Source organism: Marinobacter salarius (assembly GCF_032922745.1).
Classification (GTDB): Bacteria; Pseudomonadota; Gammaproteobacteria; order Pseudomonadales; family Oleiphilaceae; genus Marinobacter.
Genome location: NZ_CP136693.1, coordinates 513,065 through 534,584, shown reverse-complemented (window position 1 = coordinate 534,584; position 21,520 = coordinate 513,065). Strand labels below are relative to the sequence as shown.

20 protein-coding genes are annotated in these 21,520 nt (G+C 49.9%); 6 read left to right on the top strand and 14 right to left on the bottom strand.

Translation table 11 applies throughout. The features are described from left to right. Positions 1 to 94: 94 nt before the first annotated feature. Positions 95 to 976 (top strand): LysR substrate-binding domain-containing protein, encoded by an 882-nt coding sequence (locus R1T46_RS02490; RefSeq protein ID WP_286749976.1) that lies wholly within the window; start codon positions 95 to 97, stop codon positions 974 to 976. Between the two features lie 135 nt (positions 977 to 1,111). Here the strand turns inward: R1T46_RS02490 and R1T46_RS02485 are convergent, their stop codons facing one another. Continuing rightward, positions 1,112 to 2,011: a LysR family transcriptional regulator gene (locus R1T46_RS02485; protein WP_317307210.1), complete on the bottom strand. Its 900-nt coding sequence runs from the start codon at positions 2,009 to 2,011 to the stop codon at positions 1,112 to 1,114. A 349-nt stretch (positions 2,012 to 2,360) separates the two neighbouring features. Between R1T46_RS02485 and R1T46_RS02480 the strand changes: the two genes are divergently transcribed. Genes R1T46_RS02480 through R1T46_RS02460 form a run of 5 tightly spaced genes read left to right on the top strand, consistent with a single transcriptional unit; the run spans position 2,361 to position 7,496 of the window. Continuing rightward, positions 2,361 to 3,479 (top strand): alpha-hydroxy-acid oxidizing protein, encoded by a 1,119-nt coding sequence (locus R1T46_RS02480; RefSeq protein ID WP_317307209.1) that lies wholly within the window; start codon positions 2,361 to 2,363, stop codon positions 3,477 to 3,479. 11 nt (positions 3,480 to 3,490) lie between these two features. Continuing rightward, positions 3,491 to 4,570, top strand: coding sequence for an enolase C-terminal domain-like protein (locus tag R1T46_RS02475; RefSeq protein ID WP_317307208.1), 1,080 nt, complete (start codon positions 3,491 to 3,493; stop codon positions 4,568 to 4,570). Positions 4,571 to 4,596: 26 nt separating this feature from the next. Continuing rightward, entirely contained in the window at positions 4,597 to 5,628 is a 1,032-nt protein-coding gene (locus R1T46_RS02470) for a TRAP transporter substrate-binding protein (RefSeq protein WP_317307207.1), read from the top strand. Positions 5,629 to 5,631: 3 nt separating this feature from the next. Further along, a complete protein-coding gene (locus R1T46_RS02465) occupies positions 5,632 to 6,147 on the top strand; it encodes a TRAP transporter small permease (RefSeq protein WP_317307206.1) in 516 nt (171 codons plus the stop codon). A gap of 23 nt (positions 6,148 to 6,170) precedes the next feature. Beyond that, a complete protein-coding gene (locus tag R1T46_RS02460; protein WP_317307205.1) occupies positions 6,171 to 7,496 on the top strand; it encodes a TRAP transporter large permease in 1,326 nt (441 codons plus the stop codon). Between the two features lie 89 nt (positions 7,497 to 7,585). Here R1T46_RS02460 and R1T46_RS02455 read toward each other — a convergent pair whose 3' ends face one another. The 13 genes from R1T46_RS02455 to R1T46_RS02400 form a co-directional block, all read right to left on the bottom strand. Beyond that, positions 7,586 to 8,677: an IS630 family transposase gene (locus tag R1T46_RS02455; protein ID WP_199448324.1), complete on the bottom strand. Its 1,092-nt coding sequence runs from the start codon at positions 8,675 to 8,677 to the stop codon at positions 7,586 to 7,588. A 325-nt stretch (positions 8,678 to 9,002) separates the two neighbouring features. Further along, positions 9,003 to 9,761 carry a porin gene (locus R1T46_RS02450; RefSeq protein ID WP_317307204.1) on the bottom strand — a complete coding sequence of 253 codons (759 nt, stop codon included), beginning with the start codon at positions 9,759 to 9,761 and terminating at the stop codon, positions 9,003 to 9,005. 41 nt (positions 9,762 to 9,802) lie between these two features. Further along, on the bottom strand, positions 9,803 to 10,009 hold the full coding sequence (locus tag R1T46_RS02445; protein WP_317307203.1) for a hypothetical protein: 207 nt from the start codon (positions 10,007 to 10,009) through the stop codon (positions 9,803 to 9,805). A 467-nt stretch (positions 10,010 to 10,476) separates the two neighbouring features. Further along, positions 10,477 to 11,937 carry a benzaldehyde dehydrogenase gene (locus R1T46_RS02440; RefSeq protein ID WP_286749967.1) on the bottom strand — a complete coding sequence of 487 codons (1,461 nt, stop codon included), beginning with the start codon at positions 11,935 to 11,937 and terminating at the stop codon, positions 10,477 to 10,479. Positions 11,938 to 11,997: 60 nt separating this feature from the next. Continuing rightward, positions 11,998 to 13,311, bottom strand: a complete 1,314-nt coding sequence (locus R1T46_RS02435; protein WP_317307202.1) for a TRAP transporter large permease — start codon at positions 13,309 to 13,311, stop codon at positions 11,998 to 12,000. Further along, the gene (locus R1T46_RS21605) at positions 13,311 to 13,763 is read right to left on the bottom strand and encodes a TRAP transporter small permease (RefSeq protein WP_410797522.1); all 453 of its coding nucleotides are present in this window, start codon (positions 13,761 to 13,763) and stop codon (positions 13,311 to 13,313) included. The genes R1T46_RS02435 and R1T46_RS21605 overlap by 1 nt, the downstream gene beginning before the upstream one ends. A gap of 77 nt (positions 13,764 to 13,840) precedes the next feature. Continuing rightward, the gene (gene dctP / locus R1T46_RS02430) at positions 13,841 to 14,818 is read right to left on the bottom strand and encodes a TRAP transporter substrate-binding protein DctP (protein ID WP_286749964.1); all 978 of its coding nucleotides are present in this window, start codon (positions 14,816 to 14,818) and stop codon (positions 13,841 to 13,843) included. A gap of 27 nt (positions 14,819 to 14,845) precedes the next feature. Continuing rightward, positions 14,846 to 16,420, bottom strand: coding sequence for a benzoylformate decarboxylase (mdlC, locus tag R1T46_RS02425; RefSeq protein ID WP_410797521.1), 1,575 nt, complete (start codon positions 16,418 to 16,420; stop codon positions 14,846 to 14,848). 322 nt (positions 16,421 to 16,742) lie between these two features. Further along, the gene (locus R1T46_RS02420) at positions 16,743 to 17,834 is read right to left on the bottom strand and encodes an IS630 family transposase (protein WP_199448324.1); all 1,092 of its coding nucleotides are present in this window, start codon (positions 17,832 to 17,834) and stop codon (positions 16,743 to 16,745) included. A 302-nt stretch (positions 17,835 to 18,136) separates the two neighbouring features. Beyond that, complete coding sequence (locus R1T46_RS02415) at positions 18,137 to 18,850, bottom strand: ABC transporter ATP-binding protein (RefSeq protein WP_075195476.1); 714 nt, start codon at positions 18,848 to 18,850, stop codon at positions 18,137 to 18,139. Further along, positions 18,847 to 19,614 carry an ABC transporter ATP-binding protein gene (locus tag R1T46_RS02410; RefSeq protein WP_317307201.1) on the bottom strand — a complete coding sequence of 256 codons (768 nt, stop codon included), beginning with the start codon at positions 19,612 to 19,614 and terminating at the stop codon, positions 18,847 to 18,849. The genes R1T46_RS02415 and R1T46_RS02410 overlap by 4 nt, the downstream gene beginning before the upstream one ends. Before the next feature lie 2 nt (positions 19,615 to 19,616). Continuing rightward, positions 19,617 to 20,573, bottom strand: coding sequence for a branched-chain amino acid ABC transporter permease (locus R1T46_RS02405; RefSeq protein ID WP_317307200.1), 957 nt, complete (start codon positions 20,571 to 20,573; stop codon positions 19,617 to 19,619). Between the two features lie 13 nt (positions 20,574 to 20,586). Continuing rightward, entirely contained in the window at positions 20,587 to 21,450 is an 864-nt protein-coding gene (locus R1T46_RS02400) for a branched-chain amino acid ABC transporter permease (RefSeq protein WP_075195473.1), read from the bottom strand. Positions 21,451 to 21,520: the final 70 nt, after the last annotated feature.

The following is a 21,520-nucleotide window of genomic DNA, read 5'->3' as shown; positions in this document are numbered from 1 at the left end:
TTGCTGCACAGATGTTGATAATGACCGTATTCGTGAAATCACTTTTACTCATGTGTAATAATCAGGATTGCTGAAGCAAAAGTAGGGTGGTGACATGCAGCGCTGGGAAGGTGTAAACGAATTCGTGGCGGTGGCTGAAACGGAGAGCTTCACCCGGGCGGCAAAACGCCTGGACGTCTCGACCGCTCACGTCAGCCGACAGATCAGCGCGCTCGAAGACAGGTTATCCACCCGTCTGTTCTATCGAACGACCCGGCGCGTCTCCACGACTGAGGCCGGGCAGATCTACTATCAGCATTGTCGCCAGATACTGGACGCCCTTGAACAGGCGGAGCGCTCTATGACCAATATGCAGCTGGTGCCCCAGGGCCGGCTGCGACTGACGGCGCCGGTAACCTACGGAGAGAAGTCGATCGCACCGCTGGTCAACGATTTCGTACTGCGGTATCCCGAACTCGACGTTGAAATGAAACTGACCAACCAGCAACTGGACCTGGTGGCGGAAGGTTACGACCTTGCGGTACGGCTTGGTAAACTGGACGATTCCAGCCTGATGGCCAGGCGTCTTGCTGCCCGGACTCTGTATGTATGCGCCTCGCCAGCTTATCTCGCTGTCCATGGCACCCCGCACTCTCTGTCTGAGCTGGAACACCATAATTGCCTTCAGGGGAATCTGGGCTACTGGCGATTTCAGGATGCGGGTCATCCCCGCAATGTCCGGATTCGTGGAAACGTGCGTTGTGACAGCGGCAGAGCCTTGTTGGATGCAGCGCTGAAGGGGGTTGGTATTGTCCAGCTGCCGGATTATTACGTTGGGCCGGCACTCGACGCGGGTACGCTGATACCTCTTCTGACTCATTACCAGGAAGACGATGACGGTATCTGGGCGGTGTATCCCCATAACCGTCACCTGTCGCCAAAGGTGAGAATGCTGCTGGACTACTTTGTGGATTCACTGGGCGTGCCAAACGCCTGATTGGGGCTAAGTCCAATCATAGGCTAGGAGTGTCTAGTGGACCGGGGTAAGTCCAATCATAGGCCAGGAGTGTCTAGTGGACCGGGGTAAGTCCAATCATAGGCCAGGAGTGTCTACTGTATCGGGGAAGTCCAATCATGAAGGTTCAGCTATTGCATTGAATGCTAGATCCACCAACCATGTCTTGGCCTTTGAGTTATAAAAATCATCAACCCAATATATCTCAACGCTAAAGGATTCCGCCTGAAATGGAAGCGGAAATGAACGTATACCCTCTGATTTAGCAAACTGCTCTGCTACTCTGCTAGGCAAACAAGCAATCATCTGTGAATTGGGGATAATTGCCGGTAAAGATGAGAAGTGTGGTATATGTAGGCCTATCTTAATAGTCTCACCGCTATTTCTGAGATATGCGCTCGCATCAAAATGGCCGCTCGCCTTAGATACGTAGATATGGTTTTCCTCCAAAAATTGTTCTTTGGTGACAGTTTCCTTCAATCTGGGGTGGCTGCTTGAAACAATACAGCTGTAGTTCTCGGTGAAAGCTAAAATACTTTTGGTGCTTTTTCTTAAAAAACTAAGGTTGCCTATCGCCAAATCAATACGACCCTGAAGCAGTTCCTCCTCTATTTTCGGTATTTCAGTAGTAACAATCTCTAGCTTGCAATTTGGTGCCTTCTCGCGGAGGGCCTCGAGCAGTTTAGGAAGCAAATAAAACTCTCCCAAATCTGAAAGCGCAATGCGGAAGGTTTTTGTGGAGATAGCAGCGTCGAAGTCTCTTGCGAGGGCGATGGCTCGTTCGATGTTTCCGACTGAGCTGGCAAATACTCTGTAGTACTGCTCCGCAGCAAACGTAGGCTTCATGCCATCCCGCGTACGCGTGAATAGCGAATCATTTAACAAGTCCCGTAAGCGTGATAGTGAGTAACTAACAGAAGGTTGAGTTAGGTTGAGGGTTTCTGCAGCTTTGCTAACGCTGCCGTCCTCATAGATAGACAGGAACACCTTTATCAGGCCCAAATCAGATTTTTGCATAATTTTACAGATCCAAATATTCATATGATCTATATTTGATAGCAAAATTTATCAATTTGATCAATATATTTTTCGTTGTTACCGTATAAAATCACGAGGCTGGAAGAGTGAAAAACAACACATCAATCAAGTCAGCCCACTATCAAGTAATAAAGCGCCATGGTGCTAGCAAGATTCTCGGTAATCCTAGATCGAATAAGCTCCACTTTCTGAAAGGTGCCCTCGACGATTTCCGATATCTCCTCTTGCGATATGGGGGAACGCCCCGGAAGAGACGATATTAAAGACAACCAAAGTTCAGGATAAAAAACAACAACCTATCCTTTCTGATGAATCTGAGGACGCACCAATGAAGATAGTGAGTTATCACGATTACCGTCGCCTAGCGAAATCCAGATTGCCAAAGATGGTGTTCGATTATCTCGACGGTGGTGCCGATGACGAAAATGCTTTGCAACACAATCGAAATGAGTTCGCCAACGTAAGGCTATCACCCAAAAGATTGGTTGATGTAAGCAATCGCAATATTGAGCGGGCAATTCTTGGCAATAAACAGGCGGCCCCCTTTGCAGTTGCACCGACTGGGTTGAATGGCCTTTTCTCTCCGGAGGGTGATTTGAAAATTGCCAGAGCTGCTGCTCGCGCCGGAATACCCTTCTCGTTATCAACGGCATCGACGTCTTCCATCGAGGAAGTTGCACAGGCCAGTGACGGCGAACTTTGGTTTCAACTGTATGTAATTCACAAAGAGCTGGCGAAGCAGTTTATCCAAAGAGCTCGCGACAACGGCTACCAGACACTCATCCTCACGGTCGACGTAGCGGTAAATGGGAACCGTGAAAGAGATCTTAAAAATGGGTTTTCATTGCCTATTAAATACACGCCAAAGGTCATTTGGGATGGAGCTTTGCATCCATCCTGGAGTTGGAATCTTGTTAAATATGGCATGCCGAAGCTGGCAAATTTTGAAACTGCCGAACTTAATAATATAGAGATTCAATCTGCCCTTATGAGCAGAAAAATGGACGCTAGCTTCGATTGGCAGGATTTAAAATGGTTAAGAGATGAGTGGCCTCATAGATTAATAGTAAAAGGTATAAATAATGCCTCTGATGCAGTCAAATGTGCTCAGATAGGCGTCGACGGTGTAGTGCTTTCAAATCATGGCGGAAGGCAGTTGGATAGCTGTATATCTCCGGTTCAAGCTTTAGAAGAGGTTGTTTCGAAAGTTGATATTCCCGTAATGATTGATAGCGGTGTCAGAAGGGGCTCAGATATTGTGAAGGCCATTGCGCTGGGAGCGGAGGCCACCCTGATTGGGCGCCCTTTGCTGTGGGCTTTGGCTGCTCGGGGTGAATACGGTGTCGACGAAATGATTAAAATGCTAAAAGACGATGTTGATCGCACACTTGCCCATATTGGTTGTTCTGATATTAACGATGTAAATAAAAGCTTTGTCTTTGATTGAGGTATAAAATTGTGTCTTCTTTAATAATAGAGAGAGTCGATGTAAGAGCTGTAAATGTGCCTCTTGAGTACCCCATATATACTGCTGTTGGTGTAGTAGATACTTCTCCTCTTATATTAGTGGATATATTCACTAACTCGAGCTCAGTTGGGAAGGCCTATTTATTTGGTTATTCTCCGGCAATGCTGTCATCACTGAAAAGTGTAACTAAAGATTTATCTAAGATCATCGTCGGGATGAAGGTTGAACCCTTCGCTATCAATAAACTGTTAGAAGAAAAGTTCCAATTGCTCGGGTACACCGGGCTATTGAGGATGGCAGGTTCCGGTATTGACATGGCACTTTGGGATGCTTTGGCAAAGTCTGCAGGCTTGCCGCTTTATAAATTCTTGGGAGGTGGCGCTCGAAGAATTAAAAGTTATGACAGTCACAGTATGGATGGCGTATCGCTTGCCGCGCAACGTGCCGAGGCATCGGTAAAGCAGGGCTTCCGAGGAATCAAGACCAAAATAGGTTACGAGACGTTGGAAGAAGATCTCAACGTGGTTTCAAAACTAAGGGAGGTGGTCGGAGATAGCGTCGATATCATGGTTGATTACAACCAGAGTCTAGCTGTTCCCGAGGCAATAAAACGGATCAAGGCTCTTCAGGCGGAGGGCATAGCCTGGGTGGAGGAGCCTGTTTCTTACTTTGATGACGACGCTTGCGCAAAAGTACGCTCTGCTTCGAATGTTGCCATTCAAATCGGAGAAAATTGGCTAGGAACTGAGCAAATGATCAAGTCACTTCGGGCGGAGGCTTGTGACCTTTCGATGCCGGATGTCATGAAAATTGGTGGAGTCACAGGTTGGTTGAAGGCCTCAGCTCTGTGCGAAGCTTTTGCGCAACCAATGTCCAGCCATTTATTCCAGGAATATAGTGCCCACCTTCTAGCTGTCAGCCCTACTGCACACTGGCTTGAACGAATGGATATCGCTAAAGCGGTTGTGGACTCATCTCTAGCATTTGTTGATGGCGATGCAGTTCTCTCGGATGAGCATGGTGCAGGCTTTGTATGGAAAGAGTCGGAAATTGAAAAATACATAGTTTAACCCCCTTTAATGTGCGGAGAAATGTTATGAAAATTACAAAAATCCTTATAACTGCGCTTTTTCTGTCTTTGGTTTTCACTAGTCTGGCTCATGCTCAGACGACCATGTACGTAGCTAGTTGGTTGCCGCCCTCCCATCCTCAAAACACGGTTGTTCTTCCTACTTGGGGGAAATGGATTGAGGAAGCTACAAACGGCGAGGTGAAACTGAAAATCGAATACAACATTGGCCACCCGAAAGATCTTTTCACTTTGGTAGAGGACGGCGTGGTTGACGCAGCATGGTCGTCCACAGGTTATGTGCCAGGCCGTTTCGAGCTTACCCAGCTCGCTGAATTGCCGCTAAATGGCCCGAATGCCGAGGCGGCATCAGTCGCATACTGGCGAGTGCATGAGAAATACCTTGCCCCGGCTAACGAATTCGTTGGTGTCGAGGTCGTCGGCTTGTTTACCCACGCCCCTGGGCAGATCCATACCAGAGATCCGATCAATAGCCTCAAGGATTTGAGTGGTCAGAAAATTCGCCTCGGTGGTGGGGTGATGAATACGTTGGCGGAAAATATGGATGTTGTGGGCGTAAATGCACCCGCAACAAAAGTCTATGAAATGCTGCAGCAGGGCGTAATCGATGGGACATTTCTTCCCGTATGCGAGCAGCGAACGATTCGACTGAATGAAGTCGCTCGGAACCTGACGCTACTGCCCGGCGGCATGTATCAGACCAGTTTTGCTGTCTTCATCAATGAGGGTTTCCTCGAGAACTTGCCGGACCAAGCGCGTGAAGCTCTTCTGAGCGTATCCGGAGAGCGACTGTCGCGTCTTGCCGGTCAGGAGTGGGAGCAGTGTGGTAATGAAGCCTTGCAAGAAAGTATCGATAAGGGCGTTGCCGTTAAACGCGTAGAGAAGGGTGACCCGATCGCAGTGGAGTTTGAACAAATCTCATCAGGGATTGACGAAGATTGGCTCGATTCAGTTGAAGACACCGGCGTAAATGCTTCCGAGGCTCTTAAAGAGTTTCGCTCCATTGCTCGAAACTACGAAGCGCAAAAGAAGGAGTGAGTAATGGCATTCCTTCAATGGCTGAAAAAGCATTACGACGAGAGAGGGCCAGCCTTATGGCTGGCCCTCTCTTTCGAAACCATTGCGTCCGTTGTCCTGCTCTTCCTGATGGTACTTACTTGCATTGATGTTGTGGGCCGTTACATCTTTGCTAGCCCTGTTCATGGAAGTACCGAGTTGACGGAGATCGGACTCGCGGTAATGGTCTTTGCGGCAATGCCAGTTGTCACCTGGCGAGGGTGCCACATCGTTGTGGATCTATTAGACAGCATTCTTGGTCCCAGGACCGTCAAACTATTCGCCCTACTGGCCGCTTTCGTCATTTCTTTATCGCTTTGTGCAGTCGGATGGCGAATCTGGGAGTTGGCCGAGCGTTCAATCAGCCGCAACGTTGTCACAGAGTTTCTTGGCTTGCCAAGTGGTTACGTCATGATCTACATCGCTGTCATGAGCTGGGCGACAGCTTTGGGGATGCTCACCTACGGCGTGTTCAGAATCTTACGCCACGACAAAAATTAACTGAAACGTAACCGGGGATCCCTATGTCCACTGTCTTGATCGGCTTTGCCGTTCTTCTTTTCCTGATTATTGTCGTGCGAATTCCAATTGCGTTCGCAATGGGTGTGGTCGGCTTTTTTGGCTTTGCTATTTTACAAGGGCTTGGGCTCGATAACCTGGCTAGTTTCCGCTGGACCGGCGCGTTATCGATGGCTTCCACTCGTGTCGTCGATACTGTTCAGGATTACGGCTTGTCAGTCATACCACTATTTATCCTTATGGGAAACCTGGTTACGAGATCTGGGTTGTCCCAAGAACTTTACCGAGTATCACATGCCTTTCTAGGCCACCGAAAGGGCGGGTTGTCCATGGCAACCATCGTTGCGTGCGGAGGCTTTTCGGCGATTTCTGGCTCTAGCCTGGCGACGTCGGCAACGATGTCCAAGGTGGCGATGCCTCCGATGCGCAAATATGGATACAGCGATGCACTGGCATCGGCATCTATTGCCGCTGGCGGCACACTCGGAATCCTGATTCCTCCCAGCGTTATTCTGATTATCTATGGTTTGCTAACCGGCTCGTCAATTCGAGAGCTATTCGCAGCTGGTTTCATCCCTGGTCTTCTCGGTGTGCTGCTTTACCTTGTAGCCGTTCGCTATGTTGTCTGGCGCGATCCGGAAGCTGGTCCTTCCGGTGAAAGAACGTCCTGGCCGGAGAGGATTGTTGCAGCAAAGGGTGTCTGGGGGATATTAGCTCTATTCACGCTGGTCATGGGGGGAATATATTTAGGCATTTTTACTCCTACCGAAGCGGCAGGAATCGGCGCTGGAGGCGCTTTCTTGATCACCTTGATGCGTGGTCGTCTCAGCCTTTCATCTTTGTTTGAAACGTTAGCAGATACTGCTCGCACCACAGCAATGTTATTCGCGGTAGTTATTGGTGCGCTTATCTTTTCGGACTTTATCAACAGAGCCGGATTGCCGGATATGCTACTTGATTTCGTAACAGCGATTAATCTGTCTCCGATTGTTGTTCTTTTTGCCATTATGGGAATTTATATCGTTCTTGGAATGGTATTCGAGAGCCTTTCGATGATGCTCCTTACGGTACCTGTATTTTACCCAGTCGTTGCATCGCTTGGTTTTGATCTGGTGTGGTTTGGGATCATTGTTGTGGTGGTTACAGAGATAAGCCTGATCACCCCTCCTGTTGGGTTAAATGTTTTTGTGCTTCGAGCAGTACTCGGCGATATTAAAACAGGAACGATATTTCGGGGGGTAACTCCATTCTGGATAGTCGATATTGTTCGGTTGGTACTGATTGTTTTCATTCCGGGAATCGCTTTGTTCTTGCCCAATCTATTATATTAGGGTCGCTTCTTCCCGATATGGGAACAGCGGTAACTGTTATATCGCTAGTAGGTCTTTGAGTACCGAAGGCTTGCTAGTGTCCCATTCGGTTAATTCGCGCGCTTATTATCAATGGCACTCAGCTTTGCCCGCGCCACCGATGTCATAATAGCTTCGGCGCTTTTATGCCACCGGAACGGCTTGGCCAGTTTTTCGTTGTGGACCTTAATGTACTTTTTGATCGCTGATTTCAACTCACCAACGCTGGTGAAAATGCCTCGATAAAGGGCGCGGCGTTCCAGTTGTCCAAACCACCCCTCAACGGCGTTCAGCCACGATGCGCTCGTAGGCGTGAAGTGCAGTTTGAAGCGGGGGTTCTTAGCCAGCCAGGTTTTGACCTCCGGGGTCTTGTGAGTCGAGCTGTTATCCAGGATCACGTGCAGATCCAGATCCTTCGGGCTTTCCCGGTCGATCTGTCGCAAAAAGTCCAGAAACTCCTTGGCACGATGGCGTTGAGTAACACGACCAATCACCTCGCCCGTCAAAATGTTAAAAGCCGCGTACAGGCTGGTTGTACCATGGCGCTTGTAGTCGTGCGTATGACGCTCAATTTGTCCTGGCCTGAGTTGTAATTTTGGCTGTGTCCGGTCGAGCGCCTGGATCTGGGTCTTTTCATCAACAGACAGAACCAGCGCATTGTCCGGTGGATTCAGATAAAGGCCGACAACGTCACACACTTTCTCAGCGAAGTTCGGGTCGTTGCTGATTTTGAACGTTTTGAGCCGGTGCGGCTTTAAATCCGCCGCTTGCCAGATCTGGCGCACTTGCCAGCGCGTCACCCCGGCATGCTTTGCCATGAGGCTGAGACTCCAGTGTGTGGCTTCTTTCGGGACCTTATGGACCGTGTCCTCTAAAATCTTTTTGACGGTTTTGTTGTCCAGTTTTCGGGGCTGCCCCGGTCGCGGCGCATCATAAAGCCCCTCAAGACCTTGTTCACGGTAGCGCTTGCGCCACTTGAATACCGTTTGAGTGCTAACCTGAAGCGAGTCCGAGATCCCTTGAGGCGTCTCGCCTTCATTCAGTAACAAAAGAATCCTGGCACGTTGAGCCAGATGCTGGCTCAGAGTATTGGTTCGGCACCAGCCTTCGAGTTCCAGTTGATCATTTACGGTCAGATTAAATGGGGCTGCGGGCTTGGGCACAATGGAAACCTATGCTTGCTGATCGATGAGTTCCCATTATAACCTTTATGAGACAGCGAATTAACCGAACGGAACACTAGTTTACCGCGAACGTTCCCTTTGCCTCTCTAACCGGTCCCGGTTTTTCCGGGCCTTTTCGTTTTCAAGGTTTCCTCGTTGAACTGGTAAACGGCCAGGTAAAAGATCCAGCACCGCTGACAGCTCCTGGCCGTCTTGGGCTTGCTTTTGCCATTGAGGTTACAGTTTGAAATAGTTCTTGCTGTTGTGGACCAACGCAAAGCAGCACCTCCTGGTGCTGCTTTGCGGGTTGCTTTAACTGATCAGATCAGAAGCTTAACTTGGCCATAAGCTCAACTTGCTGACCATCCGGGCGCAAGGGGCCCAAGGCCAAGTTGTACTTGCGCCACTCCAGACCGACCTCAAGATCCTGGGTGATGTTATGAATCACGTTAGCGCGGTGGGCTTCGTAATCAGTCTCGGCATTATCGTCGACTTCAACACTGGTATGGGCGATATTGGCGCGCCACGTGCTGTTAATGACATAACGAAATCCAACATCATAACCGGCTTGGCTGACAGCTTCGCCATCTTCAACATCTGGAGAAGTTAAGCTGTTGTTTGCTCCAACAGCAGTAAAAGCGCCCAGGCCTTCACCGTAATGTGCGTTTACATTGAGGCTGTGTGGTCCGATCATGAACTTGGAGCCGATGGCTCCGCCTCCCACAAAATCACCGTTTTCGATTTCACGTCCGGATGCCGTGAGAATCAGCCGATGACCGCCGTCAAAATTCAGGTTGTAGTTGACTGCAACATCAGGAATGTCGGCGTCATCGTTAACAGGATCCTGGGCACTAAACCGGAAGTCGCCCGCTTCGTGGCTAATGAGGTTGGAGCGGAAGTTCAGTCCGCCGAGAGTGCCACGGGGGCCCGCGAAAAAATCGAGATAGTCGTTATAGGTTACCGCCCAGAACTGACCGGTCCAGGTCTGGCCCACTGTGGTCTGGTCAACCTTGATGAATGCATGGCGAAGCCGCAGGTCGTTGTTCTCGGCGGGATATGAGCCGCCGTAAAAATCGCCTTCCACGAAGCCGACAATCGTATGGCCGTCCTTCTGGGTAACCGTCTTTAGGTTAACGCGGGACTGGTTCGCACGAGCAAATATACGGGAATCACTCCGTCATCGATCTTTTCATAAATGGCTTCGGTCTTGAAGTAACCGCCAATGCTAAATTTTGTGTCATTGAATTCACCCAACTCGAGGGCATGAGTAGCAGGAGCAACGCCAAGACCAGTTGTGATCGCAAGTGCTAATATTGAATGTTGATAGTTCACTCTTTTTCTCCTTATTTTATGGAGCTTTAACTATCGATTATTAATGATTTATCAAATATCCGATTTGTGAATATCTCTATCCATTTTTTGTACATTTAAATATTTAGGTATTTTGTTTTCTGTTGTTTAAATATGATTTTGGTATGAAGGGGAATGTATTTTGGTTTTGTCGTTAAATATAAAATATCTAGCGATATAGTGACTTATTATTTCTGCAAGGAGGGTGAGAAAATAAAATCGGGTGAGCCGAAAGATAAAAAAGCCATGCCTTTTGATGAGTAATTCTGTAGGGCCAGTTATATAGCCGGATAAATTTGATATGTGATTTTTGTTTATTAAAGTAGAAGTCGCCGCATTATGGGGTTGATGCATGCCTCCCCCATTTAGGTACTGGGGGGAGGCAGTTCATCCATGTATGACAAGATCCGTATCAGTCGTCGATAGTGTTTTGGAAGTGCTCTCTGATGCTAGAACGGATACTGCATGCCGGGACCCATTACACTTATCCATTGTGTTTGCGTGAACTCATCAATATTCGCAGGGCCACCAAAACGGCTGCCGTTACCGGATGCGCCCATGCCACCAAACGGAACCTGGAACTCGTTGTTCACTGTCTGGTCGTTAATATGGAGCATACCTGAACATAGTTGGGTCGCGACTTTTAAGCCACGGGACTCCGACCGGCTATGCACCGCCGCCGCAAGACCATATTCTGAGCTGTTCACCAAAGCGACTGCTTCTTCCTCTGTATCAAAAACCGTAATCGGCGCCACGGGACCGAATATTTCCTCGCGCCAGGCTGGCATGTCGGGTGTCACGTCCGTCAGAACAGTTGCAGGGTAGAAGCGACTGTCGGCCTTGCCACCGGTGAGCAATCGGGCCCCAAGTTCAATGGAACGGTTAACAATATCTTCGACATTTTTGGCTTGACGGTCGTTGATCAATGGCCCTATGTGTACCTGTTCGCTGGCAGGGTTGCCCACGACCAGTTTGGCTGCACGACCAGCCAAGAGCTCGGCGTATCGTTCAGCCACACTCCGCTGTACCAAATGACGGCCCGTCTGCATACAAATCTGACCCTGATGCAGAAAGGACCCCCAGGCCGCACACGATGCAGCGGATTCCAGGTCGGCATCATCAAGAACCACTATGGCGTTGTTGCCCCCAAGTTCCAGCGAAACCTTCTTAAGGTTCCTCCCGCAAATTTCTCCTATCTGCCGCCCTACTGGAGTTGAACCGGTAAACGAAATCATCTTCACATCGGGGTGCCTTACGAGTGCGTCGCCCGTCTCTGCTGCGCCTGGTAGCACCTGGAACACGCCCTCGGGGATACCCGCAGCCGCGAACAGCTCTGCCAGAAGCAGTCCTCCACACACGGCGCTTTGAATATCGGGTTTCAGAATCACTGAGTTGCCCATTGCCAGTGCTGGTAGAACTGACCGAAGGCTTAGAAGGATGGGGAAGTTCCAGGGAGAGATAACGCCGACAACGCCGATAGGGATACGTTTCCAATAGTTGCGACGACCCGGCATTGCGGACGGGAAAATATCCCCAGTAGCTTGCATTGGAAGGGCTGCCGCCATATGAGCCTGCTCAATGCATGCCTGTAGCTCCCATTCTGCTTTGGGTGCAGTGGAGCCGCATTCACGGATGTTCCATTGATTGATCGTTGTGGCATTATCTTCCAGAGAGCGTGCAACCCGACGCATGATGGCGGCTCGCTGATCAAATGGCATCGCGGCCCACCCCACCTGAGCCCGTTTGGCAATGCGGGCGGCATCATCTATGTCATCTTTGGTACCGGTTGCAAGCATTCCTAGTTGGTTTCCGGTTGCGGGCTCTGTCACCGAAACGAGTTCGCCGCGACCAGGTACCCAGCTGCCCAAGAAAAGTTTTCTATTCCATTGAGCGGGTGTGTTTGTAGTCATTTTCTGGTCTCCTGGATGTTAATATTGTTTGTTTGGTTCATATAAACCTGAGGTTCGTGGTCAATTCATCAATGATGTAAATAGTCCCGATAATCCTGGGAAAATAACCAAAAGAAGTAAGACGCCAACTTGAAGTAGCAAAAATGGAAGTGCAGATTTATACACTATGCCAAGGTTGGTTCCCGCTGGAGCAACACCTTTCATGACAAGTAGAAGCAAACCAAATGGTGGCGTTAACAAACTGATTTCCATGGCAATTAGTGTCAATACTCCAAACCAGATGGGATCGATCTGAAGACTTGCTACTAGCGGCATAAAGAATGGCAGTGTAAGCATTATCATACTGATTTGGTCTGTGAAACACCCTAGAATCAATAGAATAAAGACCATTATTATGACAACCATAAATGGCGACAAATCAAATTCTAGAAAGGTGTTAAGTAGGCCTGTTGTTGCTCCCGAAAATGAAAGTATTTGGGAAAATGTAGTTGATGAAACAAGAATGAATAGAATTATCGTCGATATTTTTGCTGTCTCAAAAACTGCGACTAAAAATGACTTCATATTTAGTGATTTGTAGCAGAAAGAAGCGATAAAAGACGCTATCACCCCAAAAGCTGCCGATTCCGTAGGCGATGCCCAACCGATCAGCATTGAGCCTACAACGACGAAGAAGATACACAGTAGTGGTACTACGTCCCGAAAGAATGGTTTCCATTTTTCAGTCCCTCGGAAAGACTCAGCGTCGTCGATGGGTGCCAGTTGGGGATTTATGGAGCATCGAATCAGAACATAAATGAGAGTGGCCCCCCCAATCAACAGTCCCGGCACTATGCCTGCTACGAGTAGTTTGCTGATTGAAATCCCCGCGAGGCTTGCCAGCGTGACCGCCAATGCCGACGGAGGTATGAGCATCGCTATTCCGCCAACAGCCAGAATTGGCCCCATCGACATTGTTGGATGATAGCCTTTCCGTTCCATTTCGGGGAGCATCGAACTGCCCATCATCGCGGTGTTGGCGATACTCGATCCTGACAATGTCGCGAACGCCGTTCCGCCCAGAATAGACACGATACTGAGTCGACCAGGGACGGCTGAGATAAGTCGTTCAATGGCTGATATTGCCCGATATGCTAGCCCCGTATGGAAGAGAACTTCGCCCATAAGAATAAAAAGCGGGATAGGTATCAGTGAAAAAGACGAAATCGCCTCTGCTGAGTTCAGGGCCATTTGCACTAAGCCGAACTCGCCACCGAGGAACACAAATGCACCGAGTATATTGATCGCAAAGAATGCAAAAACGACGGGGACTCCAAGAATCATAAGAAGCAGAAGAGGCCCAAGTAAAAGGAATAGACTGAGCTGCCAATCCATTAGGATGATCCTCTTGCAGGTATTGTTAGTCGCCGGAAAAATTCAATGCAAATCAATAGAAAGCAAACAACTGGGGCTGTCAGGAGCCACCATTCGGGAACAACCAATGACTTGATTTTTAACGTCTCGTTCATGAAGGCTTCGAAAGTTACACGAAGCATCAGATAAAATAGTATTGCCCCTATAATTAATCCTATAAGGTTGATTGACACTTCTATTTTTTTTCTGATGTGCTCCGGCGAACCGTGAAGTAGGAAGTCGACCTTAATATGTGCCGACTCATATAACACCCATGGTGCGGCAAGAAATGCAGAAAAACTAAGTCCATACTCACATATTTCAGTAACCCATGACCAAGAAAAACCGCCAGTGTTTCTCAGAATTACATTCGTAAAAATAAGAATTGAAATGAAAAATATTATCAGGCCAGATGTAACGCCCGATATTTTCATTAGTAGGTCATAGGTTTTCGCAAATTTTGTCATTTTTTATAATCTCTCTGACCAAAGGTTGCGATACTCATCGGTGGTTATTCGATGATTGTTTTAATCCTGTTGGCAACATTGGGTGAGTTTTTAATAACGTCAGCCCAAGCGGCATCTTTTGCTACGTCAAGGAACTTCTTGCGTTCAGTACCTTGCAGTGTAATGACTTCTATGCCGGATTCGGCTTGGCGCTTTTGCTCAATCTTATTGATAGACTCATTCTCGTCATTCAGTGATTCGAGCCAGATGGCATTATCCGTAAGATAGTTCTGCTGTTCGGTTGATAAGCTATCCCATTTGCGCTCATTGATCATGACGGTCACTTCTGCATGGTAGAAACCAGGGTCGATTCGGTATTTCGTTTGTTCTTGCCAACCAAGGTCAAAAATACCTTGCATAGTCCAGCCATATCCGTCTACAACACCACGTTCCAGCGCGGTATAGACCTCACCAGGGGCCGTTTGTACAACGCTCGCACCAAGAGCTTCAAAGAAGGATCGGTAGATCGGGGTTACTCTCAGACGTTGACCATCTAACTGGGCAGACTCAATCGGTTTGTTAGTGTAGAGATGGAACTGATTGTTATAGTTGGTGAAAGCAAGTAGATGGACGTTCATTTCGTCCTTCCATATCTTTTGAAGTTCCGGCCATTTTCCGGTTTCGCGTAGTTGTTGCGGAGAGTAGTTCGTCAACTTCAGCGCGTCAGCTGACGGCATTACATTGCTGTAGAAGGCACCCGTCGATAGAATCATGTCAACAACGCCATTTTTGACCGCATTTCCAATTTGGAATGGAGGCATTGCTTCTGGGCCGCCTATTAGCTTGATCTGTATAGGGGAATTTTCGTCTGAGTTTATTTTTTCTACAAATTTTTCAAACGTGCGAGTGAGCGCGGTATTCATGTTAAACCCGCTAATTGCGGTTATTTCAGTTTTTTCTTTAGCGAATACACTGGTCGACGTTGAAAATAGTAACGCGACACAAACTAAAAAAGCGGATAAGTAGAGGTTTTTTTTGTTCATATAGTTCACCTTTTGGTTGTTTGAGTTTTATATTGCTACTTCGATAAGAAATGGTCGGCTCATTTCAAGAGCTTTTATGTAATGTTCTTTGAATTCTTTAATGGTTCTAACTTTGATGGCACCTACCCCGTACCCTTCAGATATTTTTACGAAGTCGACATCTTCGATAGTTAATCCTGGAACTTCATCGTCGACACCGAATAGTTCAGAGAACCATTTCAATGCTGAATACCCTCTGTTATTAATCACCACGTAAATAGCAGGGATGTTGTAATGTGCAGCCGTCCACAATGAAGCAATGCTGTAATGGGTGGATCCGTCACCGATGAAAGCCACCACTTTCCTGTTCGGGCAGGCCAGCTGAACACCAAGTGCTGCGGGCATCGCAAAACCTAAGCCGCCCGCCGCAGCGAAGTAATAACTGCCGGATTCTTCCATTGTTACTCGCGACCAGAGGGTTGCGAGTGTTGATGTAGCTTCATTCAGGTAGATACTGTTTCGGGGGGTCAGCGCGTTAACCACATCAAAGAGTGACTCAGGAGTAAGTGTCGCGTCATCGTCTATATTCCGGCTAACTGTCATTTGGAAGCAGGGACATTCGGCCGCTTTTTCGGGCAGGCTTTCGTAAAGCGCGGCGACAACGCTCTTTATGCTCCCAACTACCGCTTCACCGACCGGGGCCCTGGCAGCTTCGTCGCTGTCGGAGGTGATGTGAATCAGCTCTGCCTGGTCAGGAATCAGTGTGCCGGGATCATTCTGGTGATAGCGAAAAACAGGGCCGCCAATGACGATGATCAGGTCATGGTCAATAAGGTGACTACAAAGAGCCGCTTCTCCGGCAGGCAATATTCCAGCAAAGCACCGGTGGTTTGTTGGAAAGGGGCAGCGGGGCGCGGATGGTGCAACCCAGGCCGGCGCATGAAGTTTCTCGGCCAGTTTTGCGACAAGACCATTACATCCCTCACCATCGACCTCCGGGCCGAGGACCAGTACTGGATGTTTAGCCGCCTGGATCTGATAACTTATTCTTTCCAGGAGCACCTTATCTGGTGCTCCGCAGTGCGAAACGCGTCGTTTTTCTAGCTGGAGCGCATTCTCACTGATGGTTTTTTCCCAGTCATCGTAAGGTATCGAGACGTATACAGGCCCCTTGGCCGGGGCCATTGCAGAATTGAGTGCCCTATTGATGGAGTGGGGAACCTCCTCATGGCTCAGTGGTTCAAAGCTGTCCTTTACTAGCGGCCTGGGCAGCATGGTGGCATCTGTGTTTTTAAGCATCGGATCAGCGTAGGTCATGGTTCGGGCTTGCTGCCCAGCTGTTACAACGATAGGGCTATGGGAGTTGCGTGCGTTGGTCAGTCCTCCCATTGCGTTTCCAGTCCCGGCAGCAGAATGCAGGTTAACGAAGGCTGGTTGGCCCTTCGCCTGTGCGTAGCCCTCTGCAATCCCTATGACAACGCCTTCATCCAGACCGAGGATGTATTCAAAGTCGTCGGGAAAGTTTCGCAGAAAGTGCAATTCGTTAGAGCCGGGGTTACCAAAAACCTTGTCGACTCCATGATTTCTAAGTATCTGGAACACTGTTTCTTTAACAGACGGCAGAGTATTGGTCATGAGAGCTTCTTATTACTGATTGGACTTTCACGTTATCAACGCTCTACTCATTGATCAAATAGATATTTAGAGTAATTAAATATCAGTGTTATCTATATCTAAACATTGACTCCATACAAAGAAGATTCAGGCATGATCAAGGCATGTATGGCTATTTGTGTACGTATTAGCATCAGTTTGAGTGATGAACGTCATGCCGACGGACGTTGACCAAGTTGGGTCGTGCTTTCTTCGAGGGAATATCGATGCGATTGTCAGAAATGTCTGGTGTCTGACTGAGACAATTTAAATGTACTAGTGTCCCATTCGGTTAATTCGCGCGCTTATTATCAATGGCACTCAGCTTTGCCCGCGCCACCGATGTCATAATAGCTTCGGCGCTTTTATGCCACCGGAACGGCTTGGCCAGTTTTTCGTTGTGGACCTTAATGTACTTTTTGATCGCTGATTTCAACTCACCAACGCTGGTGAAAATGCCTCGATAAAGGGCGCGGCGTTCCAGTTGTCCAAACCACCCCTCAACGGCGTTCAGCCACGATGCGCTCGTAGGCGTGAAGTGCAGTTTGAAGCGGGGGTTCTTAGCCAGCCAGGTTTTGACCTCCGGGGTCTTGTGAGTCGAGCTGTTATCCAGGATCACGTGCAGATCCAGATCCTTCGGGCTTTCCCGGTCGATCTGTCGCAAAAAGTCCAGAAACTCCTTGGCACGATGGCGTTGAGTAACACGACCAATCACCTCGCCCGTCAAAATGTTAAAAGCCGCGTACAGGCTGGTTGTACCATGGCGCTTGTAGTCGTGCGTATGACGCTCAATTTGTCCTGGCCTGAGTTGTAATTTTGGCTGTGTCCGGTCGAGCGCCTGGATCTGGGTCTTTTCATCAACAGACAGAACCAGCGCATTGTCCGGTGGATTCAGATAAAGGCCGACAACGTCACACACTTTCTCAGCGAAGTTCGGGTCGTTGCTGATTTTGAACGTTTTGAGCCGGTGCGGCTTTAAATCCGCCGCTTGCCAGATCTGGCGCACTTGCCAGCGCGTCACCCCGGCATGCTTTGCCATGAGGCTGAGACTCCAGTGTGTGGCTTCTTTCGGGACCTTATGGACCGTGTCCTCTAAAATCTTTTTGACGGTTTTGTTGTCCAGTTTTCGGGGCTGCCCCGGTCGCGGCGCATCATAAAGCCCCTCAAGACCTTGTTCACGGTAGCGCTTGCGCCACTTGAATACCGTTTGAGTGCTAACCTGAAGCGAGTCCGAGATCCCTTGAGGCGTCTCGCCTTCATTCAGTAACAAAAGAATCCTGGCACGTTGAGCCAGATGCTGGCTCAGAGTATTGGTTCGGCACCAGCCTTCGAGTTCCAGTTGATCGTTTACGGTCAGATTAAATGGGGCTGCGGGCTTGGGCACAATGGAAACCTATGCTTGCTGATCGATGAGTTCCCATTATAACCTTTATGAGACAGCGAATTAACCGAACGGAACACTAGTAATAAGGCATTTAAAGTACCGAGTTTCTCTGCGCTGCCTGGGGCGGTCTCAGTTTAAACATTGCTATCTGCTTCGATGATTCGTTAAGAACGCAGGCGGAAATATGTCCGGGTTATCCATTGTTCCGCGGGCATTTGAGAATGTCCGCGGAACAATGGTTCAAACCAATTGAGCGGCTACCACCTTAGATCGGATTCTGCAGCAGGCTGTTTGGGGTACATCTAAACACTAAGTGCGGTTTCGACCTTTTCCAGATTCTGGTCCAGTTCTTCGGAGCTGCCATCAAAGTGAACCTGTCCTTTCACCACCACCACATGACGGTCACAGAGCTTTTTCAGCGCCTTGATGTTCTTGTCCACGATCAGTGTGGAAATGCCCGACTCACGAATGGTGGCAATCACGTTCCAGATGTCCTGGCGGATCAGCGGCGCCAGACCTTCGGTTGCCTCGTCCAGAATCATCAGTCGGGGATTGGTGACCAACGCGCGACCGATCGCCAGCATCTGCTGCTCGCCCCCGGACAACTCCGTACCCAGGTTTGACAGGCGCTCCTGAAGGCGCGGAAAGGTATCCATGACCCGATCGAAATTCCAGCCGGTGTTGCCGTTGCTGTCGGGGCGGGCGGCCATTTGCAGGTGTTCCTTCACCGTCAGATTGTGGAACATGCCCCGGCCTTCGGGAACATAGGCTATGTCGCGGCGCATCCGCTTCCAGGTCGGCAGGTTGCTGATGTCCTGTCCGTCGAAATACACATGACCACTGCGGGGCGGCACGATGCCAAGAATGGACTTGAGCGTGGTGGTCTTGCCCATGCCATTACGCCCCATCAGGCTCATGGACTGCCCCTTATCCAGCCGGAACGACAGATCGTGAAGGATGTGGCTTCGGCCATACAGGGTGTTGAGGTTTTTAACTTCCAGAAGACTGTTGCTCATGCCGCTTCCTCCTCGTCTTCCTTGCCCAGGTAGGCTTCTTTCACCCGGGGCTCGTTACGTACTTCATCCACGGTGCCGGTGATCAGATGGGTGCCGTTGTCCAGTACGGTCAGCTGGTCGGAGAGCTCGAAGATGGCATCCATATCGTGTTCCACCAGCACAATGCTGTAGGTCTGCTTGAGTTCGTTCAGCAGCTCGATAATGCGCTGGGACTCCTCGTGACCCATGCCCGCCATAGGCTCATCCAGCAGCAGGATGCAGGGGTCGGTTGCCAGCACCATCGCCAACTCAAGCTGGCGTTGCTCACCGTAGGATATTTCCGCTGCGACGGTGTGGATGCGGCTATCGAGCCCCACCTGGCACAGCGCTTTTTCAGCCGCTTCCCGAACCAGTTTGTTGGAATGCCGCGACGCGAACAGATTGAAGCTGCCGGTGAAGCGGCGTTGAGCGGCCACGGCGCAGTTTTCCAGGCAAGTGACATCGGCGTAGATGTTGGTTTTCTGGAAACTGCGGCCGATGCCCCGGCGTACGAATTTCCAGGGCTTCATGCCCTCAATCTGATCGCCCTTGTGGAAAATACACCCGCTGGTTGGTGTCAGTGTGCCGCACAGCATGTTCAGTAGCGTGCTTTTGCCCGCTCCGTTGGGACCGACCACGCCGTGCAGTTGTCGGTCATGAAACTGCAGGGAAATGTCGTTGAGTGCCTTGATCCCGCCCCAGTGTTTGCTGAGGGATTCGGTTTCCAGAATGATGTCGTTGGCCATGATTATTTCTCCAGCAGCTTTTCAAGGTAACCGGCCAGGCCTTTGCGCAGCAGCAGGACCATCAGGATGATGGCGGCGCCCATGAACAGCATCCAGTCTTCGCTCATGTGCTCGAAGAAATACTGCAGACCCTCATAAGTGATGGTGCCAAGGATGGCGCCATAGATGGTGCCCATGCCACCGAGAATGGACATCACCAGGGCGGTGCCGGACATTTCCCAGGTCATGAACTGCGGATTGACGTAGCCGTACTGCAGGGCGAATAACAAACCGGCGTAGGCCGCCAGGGTGCTGCCAATGATGTAGCTGATCAGTCGGAACGCGAAGATGTTATAGCCCAAGGCCTCGGTGCGTTCCGGATTCAGGCGGCTGGCTTCCACAATCCGGCCAAAGCGCGAACGCAGGATGATCTTGATGGCCAGCAGGGTGACCAACACCGCCAGCAGCGACAGGTAATAGAAGTGCGTGGGGTTATCCAGGTTCAGGAAGTTCAGGCCAAAGATGCTGGTTTCCGGCTTCATGAAAATGAACAAGCCGTCGTTGCCCCCGAATTCCAGCGAGTCGAAGAAGAAGTAGTAGGCCATCTGCGAGATGGCCAGGGTGATCATGATGAAATAGATGCCGGAGGTTCGCAGCACCACAACACCGACAACCAGAGCGACCACAGCGCTGATACCCATGATGTACAGGGCGTAGAGCCAGAAGTTGACGGCTTCGTATTCCGGAGTAACGATCACGAACAGGTAACCACCCAAGCCGTAGAAGAGTGCGTGCCCCAAGGTCACCAGGCCAACACGCCCTACCAGAAAATCCAGTGACATCACGAACACCGCCAGAATCAGGATGGTGGTGGCTTTGCCGACGAAGAACGAATTGTCCTCAAGGAACAGAGGAATACAGAGGGCGATCACAAGGAAGATCGCCAGAAAAATGCGCTCGGTGCGTTTCTCGAAAATCATGTTCGGCTCCCGCTTACTTGGCGAACAGGCCCTGGGGCTTCACCAGCAGCACCAGGATCATAAAGATGTAGATAATCATGTTGGACATGGTGGGCATCAGTACCGCAGCGAATGTGCTGATAACCCCCACCAGGAGGGCTCCCACAAAGGCGCCTTTGATCGAACCCATGCCGCCGATGACCACCACCACGAAGCAGGTAATCAGGACGCTTTCGCCCATACCCGGAACAATGGAGCGCATGGGGGCGGCGATAATGCCAGACACCGCGGCCAGCATGACGCCAATCGCAAACACGATGGTGTAGAGGCTTTTGATATTGACGCCCAGGGCTTCCACCATTTCCCGGTTGGATTCTCCGGCACGGATCAGCATGCCCAGGCGGGTCTTGCTCACCACGAAATAAAGCGCGGCGGCGATGGCGATACAGATGAATGCCGCAAAGATGCGGTAAACCGGGTAACTGGAGTTGTCGGTGAAGGGTACGGAACCGCTCAGCGCGTCAGGAACCGCGACGCCATAAGGGTCGTTGCCCCAGAGAATGCTTTGCAGCGAGTTGAACACGAAGATCATGCCGATGGTCAGCAGTACCTGGTCCAGGTGGTTGCGGTTGTACAACCGCTGTATCAATACCCGTTCGATCAGTATGCCCAGGCCGAGGGCGATGACCGCCGAGAGAATGGCGGATACCGTAAAGCTGCCGGTTACCGCAACGAAGTACCACACCAGATAGGCACCGACCATGTACATGGAGCCATGGGCCAGGTTAAGGATGCCCATGACACCAAACACCAGGGTCAGGCCGGAGGCGATCAAAAACAGAAGCAACCCATACTGGAGACCATTAATAAGTTGCACGAAGAAAAGTTCGGTAGACATAGTGATACCCAACGGTTTTACGGATAAGTCAGTTCAGGTGTGGGCAAGGGAGCTTCAGATGAGCCCCCGG